The organism is Hymenobacter edaphi, from assembly GCF_003258365.1.
Taxonomy (GTDB): domain Bacteria; phylum Bacteroidota; class Bacteroidia; order Cytophagales; family Hymenobacteraceae; genus Solirubrum; species Solirubrum edaphi.
The window spans coordinates 242,401-264,670 of the sequence record NZ_QHKM01000005.1 but is presented as its reverse complement, the minus strand read 5'-3'; the positions used below and the strand labels follow the sequence as shown (position 1 = coordinate 264,670).

20 protein-coding genes are annotated in these 22,270 nt (G+C 64.5%); 11 read left to right on the top strand and 9 right to left on the bottom strand.

The window, feature by feature from the left end; translation table 11 throughout:
- Positions 1–48: 48 nt before the first annotated feature.
- The 11 genes from DLM85_RS17085 to DLM85_RS17040 all read left to right on the top strand — a co-directional run bounded on the left by DLM85_RS17085 (position 49) and on the right by DLM85_RS17040 (position 13,752).
- Positions 49–1,131: a COX15/CtaA family protein gene (locus DLM85_RS17085; RefSeq protein ID WP_111479416.1), complete on the top strand. Its 1,083-nt coding sequence runs from the start codon at positions 49–51 to the stop codon at positions 1,129–1,131.
- 52 nt (positions 1,132–1,183) lie between these two features.
- Entirely contained in the window at positions 1,184–2,047 is an 864-nt protein-coding gene (gene cyoE / locus DLM85_RS17080) for a heme o synthase (RefSeq protein WP_111479332.1), read from the top strand.
- A gap of 100 nt (positions 2,048–2,147) precedes the next feature.
- On the top strand, positions 2,148–2,717 hold the full coding sequence (locus DLM85_RS17075) for a cytochrome c oxidase subunit 3 (protein ID WP_341537777.1): 570 nt from the start codon (positions 2,148–2,150) through the stop codon (positions 2,715–2,717).
- A gap of 22 nt (positions 2,718–2,739) precedes the next feature.
- Positions 2,740–3,507: a cytochrome c oxidase subunit 3 gene (locus DLM85_RS17070; RefSeq protein WP_111479330.1), complete on the top strand. Its 768-nt coding sequence runs from the start codon at positions 2,740–2,742 to the stop codon at positions 3,505–3,507.
- 95 nt (positions 3,508–3,602) lie between these two features.
- Positions 3,603–3,953, top strand: coding sequence for a cytochrome C oxidase subunit IV family protein (locus DLM85_RS17065; RefSeq protein ID WP_111479329.1), 351 nt, complete (start codon positions 3,603–3,605; stop codon positions 3,951–3,953).
- 122 nt (positions 3,954–4,075) lie between these two features.
- The gene (locus tag DLM85_RS17060; protein ID WP_165822180.1) at positions 4,076–4,630 is read left to right on the top strand and encodes an SCO family protein; all 555 of its coding nucleotides are present in this window, start codon (positions 4,076–4,078) and stop codon (positions 4,628–4,630) included.
- Entirely contained in the window at positions 4,617–5,180 is a 564-nt protein-coding gene (locus tag DLM85_RS17055) for a DUF420 domain-containing protein (protein WP_165822179.1), read from the top strand. The genes DLM85_RS17060 and DLM85_RS17055 overlap by 14 nt, the downstream gene beginning before the upstream one ends.
- Positions 5,181–5,279: 99 nt before the next feature.
- Positions 5,280–5,543 (top strand): hypothetical protein, encoded by a 264-nt coding sequence (locus DLM85_RS17050; protein WP_111479327.1) that lies wholly within the window; start codon positions 5,280–5,282, stop codon positions 5,541–5,543.
- Between the two features lie 222 nt (positions 5,544–5,765).
- A complete protein-coding gene (locus tag DLM85_RS25545) occupies positions 5,766–5,903 on the top strand; it encodes a hypothetical protein (RefSeq protein ID WP_165822178.1) in 138 nt (45 codons plus the stop codon).
- A 97-nt stretch (positions 5,904–6,000) separates the two neighbouring features.
- A complete protein-coding gene (locus DLM85_RS17045; RefSeq protein ID WP_111479326.1) occupies positions 6,001–9,696 on the top strand; it encodes a sensor histidine kinase in 3,696 nt (1,231 codons plus the stop codon).
- Positions 9,697–9,882: 186 nt separating this feature from the next.
- Positions 9,883–13,752, top strand: a complete 3,870-nt coding sequence (locus DLM85_RS17040) for a hypothetical protein (protein WP_133257116.1) — start codon at positions 9,883–9,885, stop codon at positions 13,750–13,752.
- 21 nt (positions 13,753–13,773) lie between these two features.
- Here the strand turns inward: DLM85_RS17040 and DLM85_RS17035 are convergent, their stop codons facing one another.
- The 9 genes from DLM85_RS17035 to DLM85_RS16995 all read right to left on the bottom strand — a co-directional run bounded on the left by DLM85_RS17035 (position 13,774) and on the right by DLM85_RS16995 (position 22,269).
- Positions 13,774–14,238, bottom strand: coding sequence for a hypothetical protein (locus DLM85_RS17035; RefSeq protein WP_111479324.1), 465 nt, complete (start codon positions 14,236–14,238; stop codon positions 13,774–13,776).
- A gap of 84 nt (positions 14,239–14,322) precedes the next feature.
- Positions 14,323–14,940, bottom strand: coding sequence for a 3'-5' exonuclease (locus tag DLM85_RS17030; RefSeq protein WP_111479323.1), 618 nt, complete (start codon positions 14,938–14,940; stop codon positions 14,323–14,325).
- A gap of 212 nt (positions 14,941–15,152) precedes the next feature.
- On the bottom strand, positions 15,153–16,430 hold the full coding sequence (locus DLM85_RS17025) for a tetratricopeptide repeat protein (RefSeq protein WP_111479322.1): 1,278 nt from the start codon (positions 16,428–16,430) through the stop codon (positions 15,153–15,155).
- Positions 16,431–16,760: 330 nt separating this feature from the next.
- Positions 16,761–17,312: a hypothetical protein gene (locus DLM85_RS17020; protein ID WP_111479321.1), complete on the bottom strand. Its 552-nt coding sequence runs from the start codon at positions 17,310–17,312 to the stop codon at positions 16,761–16,763.
- A gap of 157 nt (positions 17,313–17,469) precedes the next feature.
- A complete protein-coding gene (locus tag DLM85_RS17015) occupies positions 17,470–18,906 on the bottom strand; it encodes a DUF6986 family protein (RefSeq protein WP_111479320.1) in 1,437 nt (478 codons plus the stop codon).
- Positions 18,907–19,061: 155 nt separating this feature from the next.
- Entirely contained in the window at positions 19,062–19,403 is a 342-nt protein-coding gene (gene uraH / locus DLM85_RS17010; protein ID WP_111479319.1) for a hydroxyisourate hydrolase, read from the bottom strand.
- Positions 19,404–19,488: 85 nt separating this feature from the next.
- A complete protein-coding gene (uraD, locus tag DLM85_RS17005; protein ID WP_111479318.1) occupies positions 19,489–19,995 on the bottom strand; it encodes a 2-oxo-4-hydroxy-4-carboxy-5-ureidoimidazoline decarboxylase in 507 nt (168 codons plus the stop codon).
- A gap of 154 nt (positions 19,996–20,149) precedes the next feature.
- Positions 20,150–20,896, bottom strand: a complete 747-nt coding sequence (gene allE, locus DLM85_RS17000; protein WP_111479317.1) for a (S)-ureidoglycine aminohydrolase — start codon at positions 20,894–20,896, stop codon at positions 20,150–20,152.
- 131 nt (positions 20,897–21,027) lie between these two features.
- Positions 21,028–22,269 (bottom strand): allantoate amidohydrolase, encoded by a 1,242-nt coding sequence (locus DLM85_RS16995; RefSeq protein WP_111479316.1) that lies wholly within the window; start codon positions 22,267–22,269, stop codon positions 21,028–21,030.
- Between the last annotated feature and the right edge of the window lies 1 nt (position 22,270).

The window sequence follows — 22,270 nt, the reverse complement described above, 5'->3', positions numbered from 1 at the left end:
GCCGTTTCCGTCGGACCTTTGCGGGGCGAAACGCTGTTGGAAACTCTGATGGAAATACCTGCTTTTGCCCGTCGCTTTCGTGCGACGGCAACGCTGACGGTGGTGGCCGTGTACGTGCTTATCCTGGTCGGCGGTATCGTGCGCAGCACCGGCTCCGGCATGGGCTGCCCCGACTGGCCCAAGTGCTTCGGGCAGTGGGTGCCGCCCACGGATGTCAGCCAGCTGCCGCCCAACTACAAGGAGGTGTACACGGCCCAGCGCGTGGCCAAGAACGAGCGGCTGGCCAAGACCCTCAGCAAGCTTGGGTTTGCAGAGGTGGCTGCCAACATCTTCGCGCACCCCACCCAGTACATCGAAACCGACTTCAACCCGACCAAAACGTGGATTGAGTACCTGAACCGCCTCACCGGTGCGCTGATTGGCGTGTTCATCTTCGCCACGGTGCTGGCCGCCTGGCCCTACCGCCGCCGCGACCCGGCCATCTTCTGGGTGGCGGTGCTGAGCTTTATCACCGTGGGCGTGCAGGGCTGGCTGGGTTCCTTGGTGGTATCGACCAACCTGCTGCCGGTGATGGTGACCATTCACATGGCCCTGGCGCTGGTGCTGGTGGCGCTGCTGATCTGGACCCTGGTGCGGGCCGATAAGGCGCCGCTGCGCGAGCCGCCAGCGGCGCCGCTGGCGCCGGGTATGACCATCGGGCTGGTGGTGTTGGTGCTGCTCACGTTCGGGCAGATTGTGGTGGGCACGCAGGTCCGGGAGGATATCGACATGATTGCCTTCGGGCTGAACTACCTGCACCGGGAGCAGTGGGTCGCGCAGCTCGGTGGCGCGTTTACGCTGCACCGCGTTTTTTCGGCGCTGCTGCTGCTGGTGAACCTCTTCGTCACCCTGAAGCTATACCAGACCGGCGTGGCGTCGCTCAGCCGGCTGGCTACGGCCACGATGGTCGTTATCGGCCTGGAAATCCTGGCGGGGCTGTTGCTGGCGTATTTTGCCATGCCCGCCGCGGCGCAGCCCGTTCACCTCACGCTGGGCACGCTGTTGTTTGGGGTGCAGTTTCTGCTGCTGGTGCGCTATCGGCAGGCGCTAAAAGCCAGCCGCACAGCCCGGTTTCCGGCCGTTGTTGCGTAACTTTGCGGCCCGATTTGGAGCCGAACGGCCGGCTTGACTGTTTTTGCTGCTGATGATCAAGGCCAGGGCCTATTTCCAACTTCTCAAGTTCCGCCTGTCGCTGACAGTGGCCTTTTCGGCGGCTATCGGCTACATGCTGGGCCAGCACGAGTTTGCGTGGCGCATGCACTGGGTCGGGGCTATTCTGGTGATGCTGGGCGGCATGCTCGTCACGGGCTCGGCCAACACCATCAACCAGATTTACGAAAAAGACCTCGACCGGCTCATGAAGCGCACGGCCAAGCGGCCGCTGCCCACGGGCGTGATTTCCGTGCCGGAAGCCTGGATATTCGTGGTAATCACGGGCTTGGCGGGGCTGTTGCTGCTCGGGTTGTATTTCAACCCGCTGACGGCTGCCATTTCGTTGCTTTCGCTGATCCTGTACGGCTTCATCTATACCCCGCTCAAGCGCATTTCGCCGATCTGCGTGGCCGTGGGGGCCATTCCGGGCGGGCTGCCGCCCATGATTGGCTGGGTAGCCGCTACCGGCATGATTACCCAGGAGGCCTGGATCTTGTTCGGCATTCAGTTTATGTGGCAGTTTCCGCACTTCTGGGCCATTGCCTGGGTGCTCGACGAGGACTACCACAAAGCCGGCTTCAAGATGCTGCCCATGGCCGGCGGCAAGGATTTGCGCACGGCCTTTCAGATCATGACCTACACCCTGATTCTGATTCCGCTCAGCCTGCTGCCGTTTTACTTCGGCATGACCAACCACATCTACCCGATGGTGGCCGCCATCTGCGGGGTATTGTTCCTGATGCAGACCTTTTACCTGATGCGCACGGTTAGCAAGAAAGCGGCTATGCGCATCATGTTCGGCTCGTTTCTCTACCTGCCCATCGTGCAGATAGCCCTGGTCCTCGACAAAATGTAAGCAAACGGGTGAATGGCTTAACGGTTAAATTGTTAACCGTTCTGAAACGACAGCCATTTAGCCATTCAACAGAACAATCAACATGCATCCTTCCGAGTCTTTGAATAATAAGCAGGTGGCGCTGAACGTGCACCCGCTGCGCTTCCTGCTCTGGCTGATGATTATCAGCATCACCATGATGTTTGCCGCTTTCACCAGCGCCTACATCGTGCGCCGGGGCGAGGGCAACTGGCTGGAATTTGACATGCCCACCGGCATGCTCATCAACACGGTCATCATCCTGCTGAGCAGCGCGACGATTCAGTGGGCGTGGTTTGCGGCCCGCAAAGACGAAATCGGCCGCGTAAAAGCGCTGCTGGTCGTCACCTTTGCACTGGGTGTGGCCTTCCTCATCGGGCAGTACCAAGTGTGGGGCGAACTGGTGCAAAACAAGATTTTCTTCGGCGGGGCCGACAGCAATCCGGCGGGCTCGTTCGTATACGTGCTCACGGGCGTACACGGGTTTCACCTGGTTACTGGCCTGATCTTCCTGACGATACTGCTGCTAAAGGCCTTCCGCTACAAAATCCACTCCCGCCAGATGATGGCCATGACCAACGGCACCATCTACTGGCACTTCCTCGGCGGGCTTTGGTTGTACTTGTATTTGTTCCTACTTTTGAACCACTGATTTCGCCTTTTTTCCGCTCCTTATGGCCAACCCGACCACGACGCTGACGAACTCGGCGTCCTACGAAGCTCCGCGTAGCGGCACCTGGGACGGCGGTAACGAACCCTTCAAGGTCAGCTATGGTAAGCTGATGATGTGGTTCTTCCTGCTGTCGGATGCTTTCACGTTCGCAGCGTTCCTGACCACCTACGGCATGGTGCGTCACCGCCACCTTGCCTACACGGGCACCGCCGCCGACTTCAAATTCAGCTCGGCCTACTGGCCCATTCCTGAGAAGGTATTCAACTCCTTCCCCGGTCTGCACGGCATGGACATCCCGCTGGCCTTCGTGGCCCTGATGACCATGATTCTGATTGTGTCGTCGGTGACGATGGTACTAGCCGTAGAGGCGGGCCACCGCATGGACAAGAACGACGTGCAGAAGTGGCTGCTGTGGACGCTGCTGTTCGGCGGCATGTTCCTTGGCTGCCAGGCCTGGGAGTGGACGCACTTTATCACCGGTTCCGACCACGGCCTGCTGATGGCGGACGGCTCGACGGTGTACGGCGCTAACCTGCAGGTAAACGAATACGGCCCGGTGCTCTTCGCCGACCTGTTCTTCTTCATCACCGGCTTCCACGGTACCCACGTATTCTCGGGCCTCTGCCTGCTGACGTACGCCTTCATCGCCACCACCAACGGCACCTTCCACAAGCGCGGCCACTACGAGATGATCGAGAAAATCGGTCTGTACTGGCACTTTGTAGACCTGGTGTGGGTGTTCGTCTTCACCTTCTTCTACCTCATCTGATTAGTGAAATGGTGAGTTGGTGAACTAGTGAGTTTGTCGTGCGACGCTCCCTGCTTCATCAACTCACCACTCACCATTTCACCATATCACCGCTCATGGCTCACCACGCTCCCGAACACGAGTACACCGCCGACGGCCACGCCGTGCACGGCAAAGCCAACGTCAAGCCGATTCTGAAGGCCCTGGCCTGGATTGTGGGCATCACCGCCTTCGAATTCCTGCTGGCCTTTACGATGGATGCCAGCACCCTGCGCAACAGCATCTTCATCATCCTGACCATCTTCAAGGCCTTCTTCATCGTGGCCGAGTTCATGCACCTGCGCCACGAAACCAAGGGCCTGATCTGGTCGATTCTGGTGCCGATGGCCCTGTTGGTCTGGTTGCTGGTGGCCCTGATTACCGAAGGCAGCGCCGTGGGCGAAGCCATCTTCGGCGCCGCTCACTAAACATGAGGCCGCAACAGGTTTTGATCCTGGGCCTCCTGCTGCTTGCGCCCGTACTGGCTTTTTTCTTCCTGTACGGGTTTGGTACCAACCATTTCGCGCTGCCTACTTACTACCCGGACCGTGTGGATTCCACGCAGGTAGGGGGGAAGTGGCAGCGCGATACGGTTTTTCACCGGGTAGGTGATTTTCGCCTGCAGACGCAGTCGGGCCAGTGGCTGAGCCAGCACGACCTCGACGGGGACGTGTACGTGGCCAGCTTTTTCTTTGCCACCTGCCCGCAAGTGTGCCCCCGGCTGAACGGGCAGCTGCAGCGCGTGCAGGAGAAATACCGCAAGGAGCCGCGGGTGAAGCTGGTGTCCTACACCGTCGATCCGCAGCACGACTCGGTAGCGGTGCTGGCCGAGTACGCCAAGCAGTACGGCGCCCTGCCCGACAAGTGGTTTTTCCTGACCGGCCCCAAGGACAGCATCAACCGCCTGGCCGTGCAGGAATATAAGGTGACGGCGCCCGGCCCGGCCATGATTGCCGGCACGCCCGGCCTGGTGCACAGCCAGCGCCTGCTGCTCGTCGACCGCGACAAGCACATCCGGGGCGTGTACGACGGGATGGACCCGAAGGAAATCGACCGGCTGATGACCGAAATCCGCATTTTGCTTTACACCTATGACCACGAATAACGCGGGTCTGAGCTCGGCTCCGGCCACGCCGCGCGCCTACAAAATCGGGATGCTGGCCCTGGGCCTGATCATTCCGGTGGCAGTGGCGGTGCTCTACTACTTCCCCAACGTGTTCCGCATCGAGGGGGCCGACGTGAGTTTTCTGCCGGCCGTCAACGCCGGGCTGAACTCGCTGACGGCCCTGATGCTGCTGCTGGGCTACTACTTCATCCGCCGCAAGGACGTGGTGAAGCACCGGGCGGCCATGGGCACGGCCTTCGTGCTGGGTGCCGTGTTTCTGGTGTCGTACGTGGTGTATCACTCGCAAGCCGAAACCACTCGCTTCGGCGGGGAAGGGTTGATCCGGGGCATCTACTACTTCCTGCTGCTGACGCACATCGTGCTGGCGGCCGTGACGGTGGGCCTGGTGCTCTTCACCCTGTATTTTGCCCTGACCAACCAGTTTGCCCGACACCGCCGCCTGGCCCGTTGGACGTTTCCGATCTGGCTGTACGTATCGGTGACGGGCGTCATCGTGTACTTCATGATTGCGCCGTACTACGCGCATTAGGTAGTAGCGCGAAGCCCTGCTTTGCGTATTGTTGAAACGGACACCGGACCGACAAGCAAAAAACCGGAACTCTGTCCCCCTGAAGCTGTTGAAAGAGGTATGAAAAAGACATTGACCGCGCTGCTGCCGTTGTGCTTTTTGCTGCTGCTGGCCCTGAGCCCGCGCCCGAGCCTGGCGCAGTGCACGCTCTGCAAAACCAACGTAGAAGCCTCGCGCACCGAGAAAGACGGCTACGATATTTCGGGCCTGAACAAGGGCATCCTCTACATGATGGCCGCGCCCTATATCCTGGGCGGCACGGTGGCCTTCTTCTGGTACCGCAACGTGCGCCGCAAGCGGCAGCCGGCGCCGGAGGCCCGCTAAACCAGCAGCTTCGCCGGCGGGGCTGGCGCTGCTGCCCTGCGGGGCCGGTATGCATGCATTCGGCCTGGAGCCTGACGGAGCTCGACGGGATGCCCGAGAACTGCGCGGCATGCGGGTAGCACTACGAGCCTGAAACCGGCTTCTGCTGAGGCGCCCTGTACATCAGCTACGGCCTGGCCGGTAACCTACCTACCGGGCCAGGATCCTTCGACCTGGGTGTACGTGAGCGTGGTAGCCAGCCTGATTCTGCTCACGCCGCCGCTGTTTCGCTACGTCCGCGCCCTGATGCTCTACGATTTCGGCAGCATCTGGCGAAACCCGACGGCGGCCCAGCGCCGCGTAAATCATCCGAGCGTTTAAATGCCGCCTGCTGGCGGCATTTTTGCTTATTGCCGGGCCTACTCTCCGCAGCAGGCCCTTGACCTCACCACTACTCGCCCGACCCCGCTACCCGTTCGTGACCAAGCGTTTTCTGCCGCTGGGGCTGTTGCTGCTGGCTTTGCTGTGTTTTCTGGGAGCTTACCTGAGCAACCACGCGGCCGCCCCCGGCGTGCTGGTGCGCACCGATGTGGCCCGGCTGCAGCAGCAGCTGACGGCAGCCGAGCGGCGGGCCGAGCACGATGTGGAGACGCTGGCCGTGCAATTGCTGCGCGGCCAGGGCAGCTTCGCCACGCTCCAGGCCGCTGCCTACCCCACCTTCGTGTTTCGCGACGGGCAGCTGCTGTACTGGTCGGAGCACATCATGCGGCCGGAAGTGGCCAACCTCGGGCAGCCCTTCCGCGACAAGCTGGTGGAAATGCGCTTCGGTAGCTACCTGGCCATCCGGCGGCCGGCGGGGCCCTTCGTTATTCTGAGCTACGTGCCCCTGCGGCGGAAGTACGGCATCAGCAACCGCTACCTGCGCGAAGGCGGCCGGGTGCTCTTCAAGGGACTCGACGTGAGCCTGGTGCCGAATGCCCAGAACAATCGCAGCCTGCCCCAGCTGTTTTCGCACGACGGGCACTACCTCTTCTCGCTGCGCAGCCTGCAGCCCGACCCCATCACCGGCAAGTACCTGCCGCTGGCCCTGCTGCTGCTGGGCACCGTGCTCTACGTGGCCGCCTGGCTGACCTGGGCCCGGCGGCTGTTTCGGCGCCGGCAGCCCTGGGCCGGGGCGGCGGCGGTGGTGCTGCCGCTGGCGTTTTTTCGGGCGGTGCTGCTGCATTTCAACCTGCCCTTCGCCTTCATCGAGCTGCCCCTGTTCGACCCCAAGCTGTACGCCGCCTCGTGGGTGTCGCCCTCGCTTGGCGACCTGCTCATCAATGCGGCCCTGCTGCTGATCATTGCCTGGTACGCGCTGCTGCTGTTTCGGCGCTACGGGATGGCGCGCTACGTGCGCCGCGTGCCCGGGCGCACGGGGCGCATGGTGGTGGCCAGCGCGGCCGGCCTGAGCTTTTTCGGCGGGCTGCTGATGCTGTACTCGTTTTACCTCAGCTCGGTGAGCAACTCCCAGCTGGTGCTCGACGTGTCGCAGAGCATCCAGTTCTCGGGCTTCAAGCTGCTGCTGTGTCTGGCCGTTGTGCTGCACTCTGGTAGTTACTTCATCGGCTTCTGGCTGCTCACGCAGCTGTACCTGGCCGCCGTGCCCGCCGAGCCGCAGCCGGTGCGCCTGCTCGTGCTGGGGGCGGCCACGCTGCTGGTGCTGCCGGTGGGCCTGGCCCTGGGCGAAACCACCGTAGTGCTGCTGGGCTTGGCGCTGCTGTTCTTCCTGGTGCTGCGCGTGGCCTCGCTGCGGCAGCTGGCGGGGGTGCTGCCGTTTCGGGTGGTGGTGTTCCTGTTTCTGATGCTGGGGCTGAGCGCCAGCGTGGGCTCGTTGGCCTTGTACCAGCACTTCAAAGAGCAGCTCATTCAGAACAAGCAGCGCCTGGCCGGCAACCTGCTCGTGGATAACGACCTGCAGGGCGAGTTTCTGCTGGCTGAGCGCGCCCACGACATTGCCGCCGACGGCGTCATTCGCACGCGCCTGGCCAACCGCTTCGCCAGCCAGGACGTAGTGCGCCAGAAGATTGCCAAGTACTACCTGCGGGGCCACTTCGATAAGTACGACGTGCGCGTGAGCCTCTTCGACGGGCAGGGCCAGCCGCTCAACGAAGCCGACGGCGTGCTGTCGTTGGCCGCCACGCGGGCCCAGCTGCTGCGCCAGGCCACGCCCACCGATTTGCCCGACCTCTACCTGGTGCACGGCAGCACCTTCTTCGACTCGCGCCGTTACGTGGCCTTCGTGCCGGTGCCCACCGTGGCCGGCAACACCGCCACCGTGCTGCTGGAGCTGACCCTGAAGAAGCTCACCGCCAACAGCGTGGTGCCCGAGCTGCTGGTGGACCAGAAGTACTTTCAGCCCGGCCTGGGCAATGAATTGAGCTATGCCGGCTACGAAAAGGGCCGCCTGGTGTACAGCGAGGGCGACTTCGACTACGTGAACGAGCTACCCGCCGCGGCCCTGCGCGACCCGCGCCTGTACGCCGACGGGCTGGTGCTGAGCGGTGCCCACCATTTTGGCGTGAAGGGGCCGCAGCAGCGCACCGTGGTGGTGAGCACGCCCACCTACGCGGCGGCCGAGTGGCTGGCCAACTTCTCGTTCTGGTTTTTGCTGCACCTGCTGGGCGGAGGCTTCGTGCTGCTGCTGCTGTTTGCCCTGCGCAATCCGCGGCGGCGCTGGTTCCGCACCACTTTCTCGGCCAAGATTCAGCTGTTTATGACGGTGGGCATCCTGGCCACCCTGCTGGTGGTGAGCCTGGCCACCGCCAGCCTCTTCACCGACAGCTACAAGCGCGACCTGCGCCGCAGCTACGAGCGGCGCGGGCAGCTGGCCCAGGCCAGCATCCTGCGTCAGCGCGGCCTGCTGGCCGACTCCACCAGCCGCGGCCGCCTGGGCCAGCTGGTCGACAACGTATCGGCCCTGACCGAAACTGACCTCAACCTCTACGACGCCCGCGGCGAGCTGGTGGTGAGCAGCCAGCCGCTCATCTTCGAGGCCGGCCTGATCAGCACGCTGATGAACCCCGAAGCCGTGGTGGCCCTGGCCGAGCGCGGGCAGCCGCGCATCCTGCTCACCGAGCGGACCGGTTCGTTGCAGTTCAACACGCTCTACCTGCCCATCCGGGCGCAGTCGGCCTCGCCGGGCGCGGGCGCGGTGCTGGGCTACGTGGGCATTCCGTTCTTCGATTCGCAGAAGGACCTGAACACCAAACTCACCGAGCTGACGACCACCATCCTGAACATCTTCACCGTGATGTTCATCGGCTTCCTGCTGCTGACCTTCGTGGCTACGCGGGTGCTCACGCGCCCGCTCAAGCTCATCACCGAAAAGCTGCGCCACACCACGCTCACGGGCAACAACGAGCCGCTGGCCTACGAGTCGAACGACGAGCTGGGGCTGCTGGTGCGCGAGTACAACACCATGCTCCACAAGCTGGAGGACAGCAAGCAGGAGCTGGCCATGCAGGAAAAAGAAGCCGCTTGGCGCGAAATGGCCCGGCAGGTGGCCCACGAAATCAAGAACCCGCTTACGCCCATGAAGCTCAGCCTGCAGTTTCTGCAGCGGGCCCTTACCGAGAAGCGCGGCAACCTGGAGGAAATGATCGGCCGCATCTCGCAGACGCTTATCACCCAGATCGACGTGCTCACCGACATTGCCACCTCGTTTTCCAACTTCACCAACCTGCCCGCCATGCGCCCCGAGCGGCTGGCCATTGCCCAGGTGCTGCGCCGCTGCGTGGCCCTGCACCAGCACGTGCAGCTGGAAGTAGGACCGGGTGCCGAGGAAGCCACCGTCTTTGCCGATGAAAACCTGCTGGTGCGCACCTTCAACAACCTGCTGCTGAACGCGCTGCAGGCCATTCCGGCCGACCGCACCGCCGAGGTGCACGCCCGCGTGGAGCTGCCCGCGCCCGGCACCGTGCGCATCAGCATCCAGGACAACGGCAGCGGCATCGACGAGGACGTACGCGACAAGGTGTTTCGGCCTAACTTCACCACCAAGGAAACCGGCTCGGGCATCGGGCTGGCGGTGGCCAAGCGCGGCATCGAAAGCGCCGGCGGCCAGGTGTGGTTTGAGACGGTAGTAGGGGAGGGCACCACATTCTTTATCGAGCTGCCGCAGGCGCCGGGGTAAAGGAGATGAAGCGTCTAGAAGTTTGTGAGTGGAAGAAGTGAAAATCAACTCTTACCCTCCCAAACTCTTACCCTTCTGAACTCTTGCCCTATGGCCCTTTCCCGCCCGGGATTTTTCCGCCCGGGCACGACGTTAGGCCGTCAAGCGTTATTTCGCCCTGTCGAGTGGCCCGACCAGCCGCGCTCTATGCCGTATTCCTTACGCCTGATTGTTTGCTCCCTGCTCTTGCTGGTCCTGCTGGCGGGCGGCGCCGTGGGCGTGCGGGCGCAGGTGCGGCCGGGCGCGGTGCCTTCGTCGAGGCGCTGCGCGTGGGTGCGCGTGCCCGCCGGGCGTGATACCACCGAGTTCAGCCTGGCCGATACGCTGACGGTGGTGCCCTCCTCGGTGTCGACGGACGGGCGCAGCGTGGCCTACGACGCCCGGCGCGACCGGTACCGCATCTTCTGGCCCAGCAGCCGGGTGGCTTCGCCCGAGCCGGGCCAGCCCGATCTGCGCCTGCCCACCAACCGGCCCGACTCGGTGCTGGTGTGCTACCGGGTGCTGCCGGTGCGGCTGGCGGCCCCGCGCTTCCGCCGCCCGCGCAGCCTCATGGACTCGCTCAGCTTCGAGAGCCGGCCGTTTACGGGCTACGCCGACCTAGGGCGGCAGGAGCAGATTCTGGCCACGCCGGGCATCAACAAAACCGGCTCGCTGACCCGCGGCATTTCCTTCGGCAACGCCCAGAACGTGTTCGTCAACTCGGCGCTGAACCTGCAGCTGGAGGGCAAGCTCACCGACAAAATCAACCTGACGGCCGCCATCAGCGACCAGAACGTGCCCTTTCAGCCCGAGGGCAACACCCAGCAGCTGCAGGAATTCGACCGCATCTACGTCACCCTGACGCACCCCCGCTGGGCCCTGACCGCCGGCGACGTGGTGCTGCGCAACAAGCCCGACTACTTCCTGCGCTTCTACAAAAACGTGCAGGGCGCCGCCGGCGACCTGTTTCTGGGCCAGCAGCTCGGCGCCACCACGGCCGCGCCCGGAGCCCTGCTGCCCAATCCGCTCAACCCCATTCCCATCGGCCCCGGCAGCCCGGGCGTGCCGCCGTACCCGGGGGCCTTGTCGGGCATTCCGGGCGGCTCGCCGGCCAATAACCCGGTGACGACCGTTACGGCCAGCAGCACGCCCACGCGGCTGGAAAGAGCCCTGGGCGGGGCGGTGCGCAGCTCCACCACCGTGGCGGCGGGCGTGGCCAAGGGCAAGTTTGCCAGCGTCACCGTCGAGCCCATCGAGAACGTGCAGGGGCCCTACCGCCTGCGCGGGCCCAATGGGGAGCAGTTCATCATCATCCTGGCCAACTCCGAGCGGGTGTACCTCGACGGCCGCCTGCTCGTGCGTGGCTTCGACAACGACTACGTCATCGACTACAACACCGCCGAGCTGACGTTTTCGCCCCGCCACCTGATTACCCGCAACTCGCGCCTCCGCGTCGATTACGAGTACTCCGACTTCAACTACGCCCGCTCGCTCTACCACCTGAACCACTACCAGGAGGCCGGCCGCCTGCAGGTGCACGCCAACTACTACCGCGAAGCCGACAACCCCGACAACTCGCCCAACCTCTCGCTGACCGATGCCGACCGCACCCTGCTGCGCAACATCGGCGACAACGTGGGCCTGGCTGTGACCGGCGGCGCTGACTCGGTGGCCTACGACCGGCGCCAGATTCAGTACAACCGCGTGCGCTTCACCGACGCGGGCACCGGCGCCACCCGCTGGATTTACGTGCTGCTCACCGACTCCACCCGCGGCGTGTACAACGTGCGCTTTACCGACGTGGGCCAGGGCGCCAGCGGGGCCGACTACGTGCTGAGCACCGACCCCACGCGGGTCAACGCCAACGGCCGCGTCTACGAGTTTGTGGCCCCGGTGGGCGGCATCTCGCAGGGGCGCTACCGGCCCGAGCGCCTGCTGCCCACGCCGCTGGAAAAGCAGGTCGTGTCGGCCGGCGCCAGCTTCCGCGTCGATTCCACCACCACGGTGTTTGTCGACCTGGCCTCCTCCAAGCTCGATCTGAACCGCTTTTCGCCCGAGGCCGACGAGGGCCAGGCCATGCGCATCGGCTACGTGATGGAGGGCCGGCCCATCGGGGGCGGGCTGAGCAGCTACCGCCTGGCCGACGGCCGCCCGGCCTACGCCCGCCGCGCCGGCCTGGCCGGGCAGCTGCAGGGCTACCGCCTCCGCTCGGCCCTGGACTACGAGTACACCAGCCGCCGCTTCGCGCCCATCGACCGCTACCGCGACATCGAGTTTGACCGCAACTGGAGCACCGCGGCCACCCAGCAGAGCAATGCCACTGGCGGGCGCATCTCGCGCGAGGACAACATCTTCAACTTTTCGCTGGGCCTAGTGCGCGACGTGAACAACAGCATCAACTACCGCGTGAGCCGCCGCTACCGGGCCGGGGAGGTCAGCGGGGTGCAGCACTGGCTGGACGCGGCCCAGCGCGTGGGCGACGTGGAGCTGCGCGGCTCCCTGTTTCTGCTCGGCGCCGATGCTGGCCGCCGCCGCAGCTCCTGGACGCGCGGCGAGGCGGCCGTGCGCTACCTGCGCGGCCCGGTGCTGCCCGGCTACGCCTACCGCTTCGACAAAAACCGGGTGCGCCTGCCCTCCGGCGACTCGCTCTCCACCGCCAACTACTTCGACGAGCACGCGCTGTTCCTCACCAGCCAGGACAGCGCCAAAACCAAGTTCCGCCTCGACTACACCTTCCGCCGCGACCAGACGCCCGCCGCCGACCTGCGCACCCTGCAGCAGCGCGGCCGGGCCCAGACCTGGCAGGGGCAGCTCAGCACCAAGCTGGGCAAATACCAGGACCTGAGCCTGCTGGCTACCTACCGCGACCTGGCCGCCCGCGACTCGGCCCGGCAGCGCACCGCCCTCGGGCAGCTGGGCTGGAACGTGGCCTTGCTGCAGGGCCAGCTGCGCTCCGAGCTGACCTACAACGTGGCCACCGGCCGGGAGCCGAAGCGCGACTACGTGTTCATCCCGGTGCCCGCCGGGCAGCAGGGCCAGGGCACGCACTACTACGCCGGCGACCTGAACGGCAACAACCGCCAGGACAAGGAGGAGTTCCTCGAAGCCGCCACGCCCGACGCCGTCTACCGCACCCACATCAAGGTCTACCTCTTCACCGATACCTACGTCACGGCCTTTACCAACCGCTTTGCCTACCGCCTCACGCTGGGCGCCCCGCGCCAGTGGCGCGACGCCAAGGGCTGGCGCGCCGTGGCCGCCCGCTTCAGCGCCGTGAATACCGTGAACCTGGACCGCCGCACCACCGAGCGCGACCTGCTGGCCCGCCTGAACCCCTTCGCCTACCAGACCGCCGACCAGCAGCTGCTGTCTTTGAGCAAGCTGCTGCGCAGTACGCTCTACTTCAACCGCTCCAACCCCATCTTCGGCGCCGAGCTGACGGTGCAGCAAACCCAGCAGAAAACCCTGCTGGCCCAGGGCTCCGACACCCGCAACCTCGCCAGCCAGGGCCTGCTGCTGCGCCGCACCCTCACCACGGGCCTCACCAGCCGCCTCGCGGGCACCCGCAGCATCCGCGAAAACCGCAGCAGCTACCTGGCCGAACGCAACTTCCTGCTGGAGCAGTACGAGCTGCAGCCCGAGCTGAGCTACCAGCCCACCGGCATCTGGCGCTTCACCGGCAGCTACCACCGCACCACCAAGCGCAACACCCTGCGCCTCACGCCCGACCCCGGCACCCCGCTGGCCCGCGGCGTGTTCGACGAGCTGAGCGTGGAAACCCGCGTGAGCCAGGTGGGCAAGCGCACCCTTTCCGGTACCGCCAGCCTGGTGCGCGTGGGCTTCAAGGGCACCGAAAGCTCCGTGGTGGGCCTGGAAATCCTGCAGGCCCTGCGCCCCGGCAACAACCTGACCTGGAACCTGAACCTGGAGCAGCGCCTCAGCAACGGCCTCAACATCACCCTCAGCTACGACGGCCGCAAGCCCAACGGGCTGAACGTGATTCACACCGGGCGGATGCAGGCGGCGGTGCTGTTTTAGGGTTGGCGCGGGTTACTGCAATCAAGGTTGCGGCAACGCATCTTCGAACCACACGAAGTCGTCGGAAGGCTGGGAGCCGGGCACGGCCAGAATCCACTGAATATCGTTCAGCAGGTTCTTGAGCTTATTCGTGGGTATTGGCCGGGCATAATGGGTACGCAGCTCCGAAATGGCGTTCAGGTAGTCGTTGTCCACTGCCTCACCGGAATCGTCAAAATCTACTGCCATCTGCGCAAGATTGCGCAGATACCAGGTCCGCAAACTGGCGGACTGCATTACTTCCCCGAGGCGCAAATCCAGGCAGGAAGTGCGCCGGTTGGCTACTTCTGAGCTGTAATGCCGGCACAGAGCAACGGCAGCTGCGTCGGGCTCCGTGGCCCGGGCGGCTTGGTTGAAGAACCACATATAGACGTACTGAATGCTGTCCGTGGCGCCAATGGTTCTTTCGGTATTAGCGTTCTGAGCGAACTGGAAGGAGTGAGCCATGCAGGCGCAATTGCGAGCCGAGTAAAGTCGCGAAGATTGATCCGGCCGCACTTAAAACGACGCCTTGTAAGTAGCAGTAGCTTACTACCACCGCCACGCCCGCGCCACCCGCGGCTTGTTGGCGCTGCCGATGCCCTTGGTCAGCTCGCGCTGCTTCAGGGCCCAGCGGAAGGGGTGGCCGCTGCGCAGGGCGCGGATGGCCAGCTCGGCGCAGGCCACGGCGTCGGAGAGGCTGTCGTGGTGGTTCAGGGTGAGGCCGAAGTGCGCGGCCAGGGCGTTGAGGCGGTAGGAGTCCAAGCCGGGGTGGCTGGCGCGCATCAGCTTCACCGAGCACAGGCTGTGGAAGTCGGGCACCGGCACGGCGTAGGCGCGCAGGGAGTGTTCGAGCACGCTCACGTCGAAGGGCGCGTTGTGGGCCACCACCAGCTGCCCCTCGACGAAGGGCTGCAGCAGCGGCCACAGCTCGGGCAGGGGCGCGGCCGTGAGCACCTGCTGCAGCGAAATGCCGTGCACGCGCTGGTTCATGGGGGCCATGCGCAGCTCCACCGGCCGGATCAGGTACTGGTGCGTGGCCGTGATTTCGCCGCCCTGCACCCGCACCAGCCCGATGGAGCAGGCGCTGTCGCGCCGCTCGGTGGCCGTTTCAAAGTCGATGGCGGTGAAATTGACCTCGTGCAGGTCCTGGAGGATGCGTTGCGGCATGGCGGGCAGGGGCTAAACGCCCGCAAGGTACGACGCCGCAAGGCAGGGCCGTAGCGCGCACGTTCAGTTCGCGTATTTCGGAGCGACCCGCAGCGGGCACAGTGAGCCGGGCCGGGGCGTCGTGACCAGTGCGCGTGCTTCGGAAAGGGCAGCACCGCTGGCGCCCGCAACGACGCACGTCCCGGGGGCGCGAACTGAACGTGCGCGCTACCTTACTTCTTCAGCTTGTGCGTTTTCAGGTAGGCCTTGGCCTCCTTCTGGTTGGCCGATTTGTTGTCGGCAATGTCGGCCACTTCGGTGTAGTAGCGGCGGGCTTCCTTGATGTCGCCGGCCTTGTCGGCCATGCGGGCCAGGTTCAGGTTGGCGTAGAGGTAAAAGCCGCCGCGGGTGTCCTCGGTGCTTTCCGAAAACACGATGCAGCGCTGGTAGTAGTCCTTGGCCTTGGCCTGGTCCTTATACTTGTTCTGCATCAGCCAGCCCAGGAAATAGGTGGCGTAGCGCCCGCTGATGCCCTCGTAGCCGGGCATGCCGCGGTTGATTTTATCGAGGATTTCGCGGCTCACCCGCTCGCAGTCCTTGAACTCGCCCTCGTTGAAGCTCAGCAGGGCGTAGAAGCGCTGAAAGTAGCCGTTGTCGGGGTATTTGGCCGCCAGGTTGCGCGCAATGGGCATGGCCTGCACCGGGTTGCCTTCCTCGTTGTTGAGGATGCGCATCAGGAATACCTTGGCCTCGGGGCCCACGTACACGCCGTTGTCGGCCACGTTGCGCAGCTGCTGCAGGCCCCGCTGCTTGTCGCCCTTCGGAAAGAGCAGCAGCACCGGCTTAAGCAGCGGGTAGTTGTCGGGAATCCAGACGGCGTAGTAGTTGAACAGCGCCTGCCCGAACAAAAACTCGGGGCTCAGGCCGTTGGCTTCCTGGCTTAGCTCCAGGTACTTCAGGGCCCGCCGGGCGCTGACGGTGGCCTTGGGCCAGCTGCCGCGCTCGGCCTGCAGGCGGCCGGCAAAGCCGTAGGCGGCGGAAAGAAAAAAGCAGGCTTCGTAGTTCTTGCTGTCCTTCTCGTACAGGGCTTCGGCCTTGGCAATGGTCGTGTCCATGTAGGCGTAGAAGGGCTTGTCGTACAGCTTGGTCTGCACGTTGGTCGGCACGATTTTCCACCAGGTGCTCAGGCCCATCAGGAAGTAGGGCATGGGGTGGTTGGGGTAGCGCCGGCGCAAGGAGCGGAATTGCCGCTCGGCCTTGTCGTACTTGAAGTTGTAGAGGTTCTGTACGGCCCCGTCCAGCTCAATGGCAATGTCTTGGTTGAGTAGCAGCCAGCCCTTGGTGTCCACTGCGCCGGGCGCCACGTCGATGTTGTCGAGGGTAACGTCGCGGATGGGTTTGGGCCTGCGGACGGTGTCGGGCGTTTGCGCCTGCGCAGCGCCGGCCAGCAGCAGCAAACCGAGCAGCAGCCCGATGCAGTTGCCGGGGGCGAAACGACGGAGGCGGTTCATCAGGTTCAAAATAGGATTCTGCCGGCGGGTAATGACTCTTCTCGTACGTAAAGCTACGCGTTCAGGTGCAGTTCGGCGCAGGCGAATTTGCAGCGGGGCCCCCGGCCGCTGCCGGCCCACCCGCCCGCGCCGGGGGCTAAACTACGTCACTGCCAGCTAGTAGCCGTTGATTTTTCTGCATAAGCTTCCCAAAGACGCTTGAGGTTCCGATTCAGGCTTATTTAAGCTTGCTGACAAAGATAAGTCATTAGTAATATGTGGTTTAATGCTCGGTTTTTTTGTACTTCCTGTCGTTGAGGCAGCGGCTTGGGAGCTTTGGCTCCCGGGTTTTTACGGGTGAGCCAGCCGGTCGGCGGCCAGCTCGCCTACCCGCTCCAGCGGCTTGCCGGTAAACTGCGCAATCAGCTGCGCCACGGCCAGATCCTTGCCCTTGGCCAGCCCTTCGCCGATGACCAACCGCCCGCGGGCCGGCGCGGCCACGTAGAGCAGGTAGCCGCAGAAGTGGTCCTCGGTGTCGTGCACGGCCTCCAGCACCACCCGGCTGATGTCGTCGAAGGAGCAGAACGGGGCCTCCTCGTTGCGGCGTACCACGCCGCGGCCGCGGTCGAAGATAATCCGGTCGCGGGTGAGCAGCTGCCGGCGCAGGCGGCGCAGCAGGCCGGCCAGCAGCACCAGCACCACCGCGCCCAGGGCCACGGCCCCGAGGCTGAGGTAGTCGGGCGCGGGCTCGCGCAGCAGCGTCACGAACTCCACCAGCAGGCAGCCGGCGGCCAGCAGCAGGGCCAGGCCCAGCCACAGCATGTCGCGCCGCAAGGATTTCTTGGTGCGCCCGATGGCCAGCACCGATTCCGGCCCGGCCAGCACTTTGAGGCGACGAATCATGGCAAGCAGGAATAGGAGTAAGTTATTCGACTAAACGCGGCAGCCCACGCTGTGGAGACGCATGGTTGCGTCTCGTCGTCCGCGCCGGGTGGGCGTCATCGTTCAACGACGAGACGCAACCATGCGTCTCCACAGTCCGTCGGGCCAAACCAAGGCCCTACGCCGGCTGCTGGCGGCGGCCCTGCAGGATGCGGTAAAACGAGCGGGACTGAATTTCCTCGGTGGTCAGGCCGGTAGCCAGCACTTCCTCCTCGGTGATGGCGCCGCAGTTGAGGGCGCGCAGGAAGAAGTTGAGCAGGCCCTGCCCGGTGGCCGCGTCGTCGAAAATGTCGCCGGTGAGGGTGCTGATGGCGGCGCGCTCCACGAAGGTCTTCAGGCGGTGCAGCGCGTCCGAGTAGCTGCTCAGGAAGAAGGTGTAAGTAGCCGCGTAGCGCATCGGCAGCTGGGCCGGGTTCAGGTCCCAGCCTTGGTAGAGGCCGTTGATGAGCGAGTGAGTGGTGTGATGGAAGCCCTGCCGCCAGGCGTTGTGCACCGATTCGCGGTTTTCGCGTAGCTGTTCGTAGCTCAGCGCCTCGCCGCGGTGCGGGCCGATGGGCATCACGTTGGTGGCCCCGTCGGAGAGGAAGATGCCGGTGCCGCCCAGCGCCACCTTGGTCATGTGGTGGGCAAAGTCGCAGACGGGGTGGGCCATGGTCTGGTACCGCGCCGTGATGCCGGCCGAGGCCGTGTAGTCGTAGGTGCCGAAGTGGGCGGCAATGCAGCGGCCCTCGCTGGCGCGGATGATGCGCATCAAGGGGTTGCGGCCCTCCTCGTCCATGATAATCTGGGTGGCTTCCACCATCGTTTCCATGCGCAGGGTGCCGGCCGGCAAGCCGTTGGCCTGTTCCAGCAGCTCAAACAGGCGCACCATGGTGGTCATCTGCTCAGGGATGGTCACTTTGGGCAGCATCACCACGAAGTTGTCGGGTAGCCGGCCGCCGGTTTCCTGCAGCAGCGTGGTCAGGAAGATGTCGAGGGTGCGCACGCCGCGCTGCTTCAGGTCCTCGGTGAAGGGCTTGATGCGGATGCCGATAAAGGGCGAAATGGTGCCCTGCTGCAGACCCTTGGCCAACTCCTTGGCGGCCTGCACGGCGGTGGCGTCCTCTTCGTCATCGGGGCGGTTGCCGAAGCCGTCCTCGAAGTCGATGCGGAAGTCTTCGACGGCCTCGGTCCGCAGCTTGCGCACGACTTTGTTGTAGACCGAATAGGCCAGCCAGGCGTGCTCCTTCTTGCGTTCCTCCTCGCTCATCGCGTCGAGGCGGGCGGTGAGGTCGGCCACGTCGGCGGCCAGGGTGGGCAGGTGCTCGTGGCCTTCGAGGCGCAGTACCCGGGCCAGCTCGGCGAAGTTGGGCGCGTAAGTTTGCAGGCTATTGAGGGCAATGTCGCCCATGCGCTGGCAGGTATCGGCCTTGAAGAGGTTGGCCCCACCGTAGACGGTGTGCACCGGCTGCCGGTCGGGCCGGTCGCCGGGGTAGGTGCGCTGAAACTTCAGGTTGGCGGTGCCGAGCTGCTCCAGCAGCTGCTGTTTATCGGATTCGGGAAGGCTGAGGTGCATGTGGGAGGAAGGAGCTGGAAGCTAGGAGTTAAGAGCTGGAATTGTCATGCAGAGGTACAGCCGAACCGAAGGTGGACGTAGTCAGGCATCTGGGTCAGGATACTCCCTGGTTTGTTCACCCAGATGTCTCGCGTTGCTCGACATGACAGGAGGCGTCAGCTGCCGCGGTAGGTGCTGTAGCCGTAGGCATTCAGCAGCAGTGGCACGTGGTAGTGGCTGCCGTCGGAGACGGTGAAGACGATTTCGACGTAGGGGTAAAAGGTGGTGGCGTTGGTGCGCTCGAAGTACTCCTGGGTGAAGAATTTCAGCTTGTAGGGGCCCACCGGCAGGCGCATGGTGGGGGAGAGCAGGTCCGGAACGCGGCCGTCCTGGTTGGTCACGCCGCGGGTCATTTCCAGCCACCCGTCGCCGGGCAGCGGGGTGTAGAGCACCACCGTTACGTCGGTGGCGGGGCGGCCCTTGGTGGTATCGAGGATGTGGGTGGTGAGCTGACTCATAGTAGTGCTTGGTGCTTGATACTTAGCGCCTGGGTGGTAGTGCTTAGGCTGTTCTTGCACGAACCTAAACACTACGCCCCAGGCACTAGGCACTGAGAAGCTTTTCCAGCCGCAGCCGGGTGATTTTGCGCTGCTCGTCGGCGGCAAGCAGGATTTCGTCGTCGGGGTCGTTGAGCAGGCGGGCCTGCAGGATGTGCAGCATGTCCTCGGCCGATTTGCCCGAGGCCGATACGATGAAGATGTAGCCGAATTTCTGCTCGTAGGCCGCGTTGCCCTCGGCCAGGGCTTGCAGGATGTCGTCGGAGGCCTGGCGCACGGCGCCTTGCTCGCCCTCGGCCCAGGCGCTGGTGCTGGCAAACTTCTCGCGCAGCGCGTTCAGGTCGCCGATTTTGGGGTGGTGGGTGAAGGCTTCCCGGTAGTCTTCGGGGCCCAGGTTGTTCCAGATGCTATCGGCGTGGTCGAGCAGGGTTTCCTTGTCCGAGGCCGGGAAGACGTCGAGCATCTGCTCCACCCAGCGCGCGGCGCCGCAGCATCGGCGCAGCGCCGCGGCCAAAGCAGGCCGGTCGAGGTGGTTGAGTTCGTCGAGAGTCATGGGTGGGATGGTTGAACGTCTATCTGAACGTCATGTCGAGCTTGTCGAGACATCTCGCGTGCTGACGCTAGAGAGTATCTGACGATTGGAGCTACTATGCTACATCAGTCAGCGAGATGTTTCGGCTGTGCTCGGCGTGACGTTCGGGAGGCCGTCAGATTACCGTCGGGAAGCGGTTCACGTTTTTGTAGTAGATGTACACCGAGGGCTCCTGGCCCATGGCGGTGGCCCACTGCTGGCAGTAGGGCGCCATCCAGATGGAGTCGCCCTTCTTCACCGGGTACCACTGCTGGTCGAGCATGTAGATGGCCTGGCCCTGCAAATACATCAGCCCGTGCTCCATGATGTGGGTTTCCACCATGGGCAGGTGGCCGCCGGTGCCGTAGGTGAAGATGTTCACGGCCATGTCGAAGCCCAACTCGTTGGGCAGCAGTTCCTGAATGCGCAGGGCCTCGTCGTTCATGTAGACGGGCGCCTTGCTCAGGTCCCGCTCGCCGAAGTACACGCCCGGCGCGTCGTGGCCTTCCAACGGCTCGTACACTTTGTGGAAGGTGAGTACCTGCGTGCCTTCGGCGGGCTGCTCGAAGCGGTATTCCTGCCCGGTGGGCACGTACACGTACTGGCCTTCGGTAAGCTGGCGCGTCTGCCCGTCGACGGTGACTTGCACCTGCCCGCCGACCACGTAGAAGAAAATCTGGCTGGCTTCGGTGCGACCCAGCAGCTGCCCGCCCTCGCGCAGGGTGATGAGCGTCTGGCAGAGACGGGCGCCCATCTGCTCGTTGATGATGACGTTGACGGTGCAGTTGGTCCAGCCCGGCACGTTGCTGTTGATGTAGCCATCGGGGGCAATGATGGCGTGGTTGCGCTTGACGACGGACCGGGTAAGGGCGGAAATTTCCATGGAAGGCGTGAGGTGGGAAAGAGGAGCTGTCATGGCGAGTGCAGCGAGACATCTGGGTGGAGGCGTTCCAACGAAACCAAGCCAGATGTCTCGCTGCACTCGACATGACAAGGGGAATACAAGTAAGCGGTTTAGCCGGCAGAAATCAGCCCGGCCAGAAATTGCTCGGCCACCTGCAGGGCGGCGGCCAGGTCGGCGGGCTCCACGTTTTCGAGCGGGTTGTGGCTGATGCCGCGGTAGCAGCGCACGAAGAGCATGGTAGCCGGCGCCACCTGCGACACCGGCACCGCGTCGTGCCCGGCCCCGCTGACTAGCTCGATAACCGGGTAACCCGCCCCGGCCACGGCCTCGCGCAGCCCGGCGTTCAGAGCCGCGTCGCAGCTGACGGGGGCGGTTTGCTGCACCAGGTGCCAATCGAGGGTGAGGCCGCGGCGGGCGGCCAGGGCTTCGGCCTGCTGGCGCAGCTGCTCGTAGGCAGCGGCCAGCTCGGCTTCGTCGGGGCTGCGCAGGTCCAGGCTGCAGACGACCTCGCCGGGAATCACGTTGCTGGCCGCGTGGGGCACCTGCAGCTTGCCCACCGTGGCCACCAGGCTGCGGCCGTGGGCGCGGGCAAACTGCTCGGCCAAAAGCACAAACTCGGCGGCGCCGGTCAGCGCATCCTGGCGCATGGTCATCGGCACGGTGCCGGCGTGGCCGGCCATGCCGCGGAACGTCAGCTCCACCCGCCGCTGCCCGGCAATGGCCGTGACGACGGCCACCGGCACCTGCTGCTCCCAGAGCACCGGTCCCTGCTCGATGTGCGCCTCGAAGTAGCCCCGCCACTCGGCGGCGGGCAGCACGTCGGCGGCCAGCTGGGTGGGGTTGCCGCCCATTGTGGTAATGGCTTCGGCCAGCGAAATGCCGGCGGCATCGGTGCGGCCGAGCAGGGCGGGTTCGAAGGCGCCGGTCAGCACTTTGGAGCCTAAGTAAGTGGTGTGAAACCGCACGCCTTCCTCGTCGCTGAACGCCAGCAGCTCCAGGTGAAACGGCAGCTCGGCGCGGCGGGCGGCCAGCTGCTCCAGCAGATCCAGCCCCAGCAGCACGCCCAGCGGCCCGTCGAAGCGGCCGGCATTCACCACCGTGTCAATGTGCGAGCCGATGACGAACGTCTTGGCCCCGGGCCGGGCGCTGGCCAGTCGCCCGCGCAGGTTGCCGATGTTGTCGACGCGCACCTGCAGGCCGGCCTGCTGCATCCACTGCTGCACGAGGTTGCGCCCCTGCACGAAAGCCGGGGTGCCGAAGGTGCGCGTGACCACGCCCGCTTCTTCGCTGATGGCGGCCAATTGCTCGATGCGGCGCATGAGCTGCGCCGCGCGTTCCGGATAGTTGCTCATG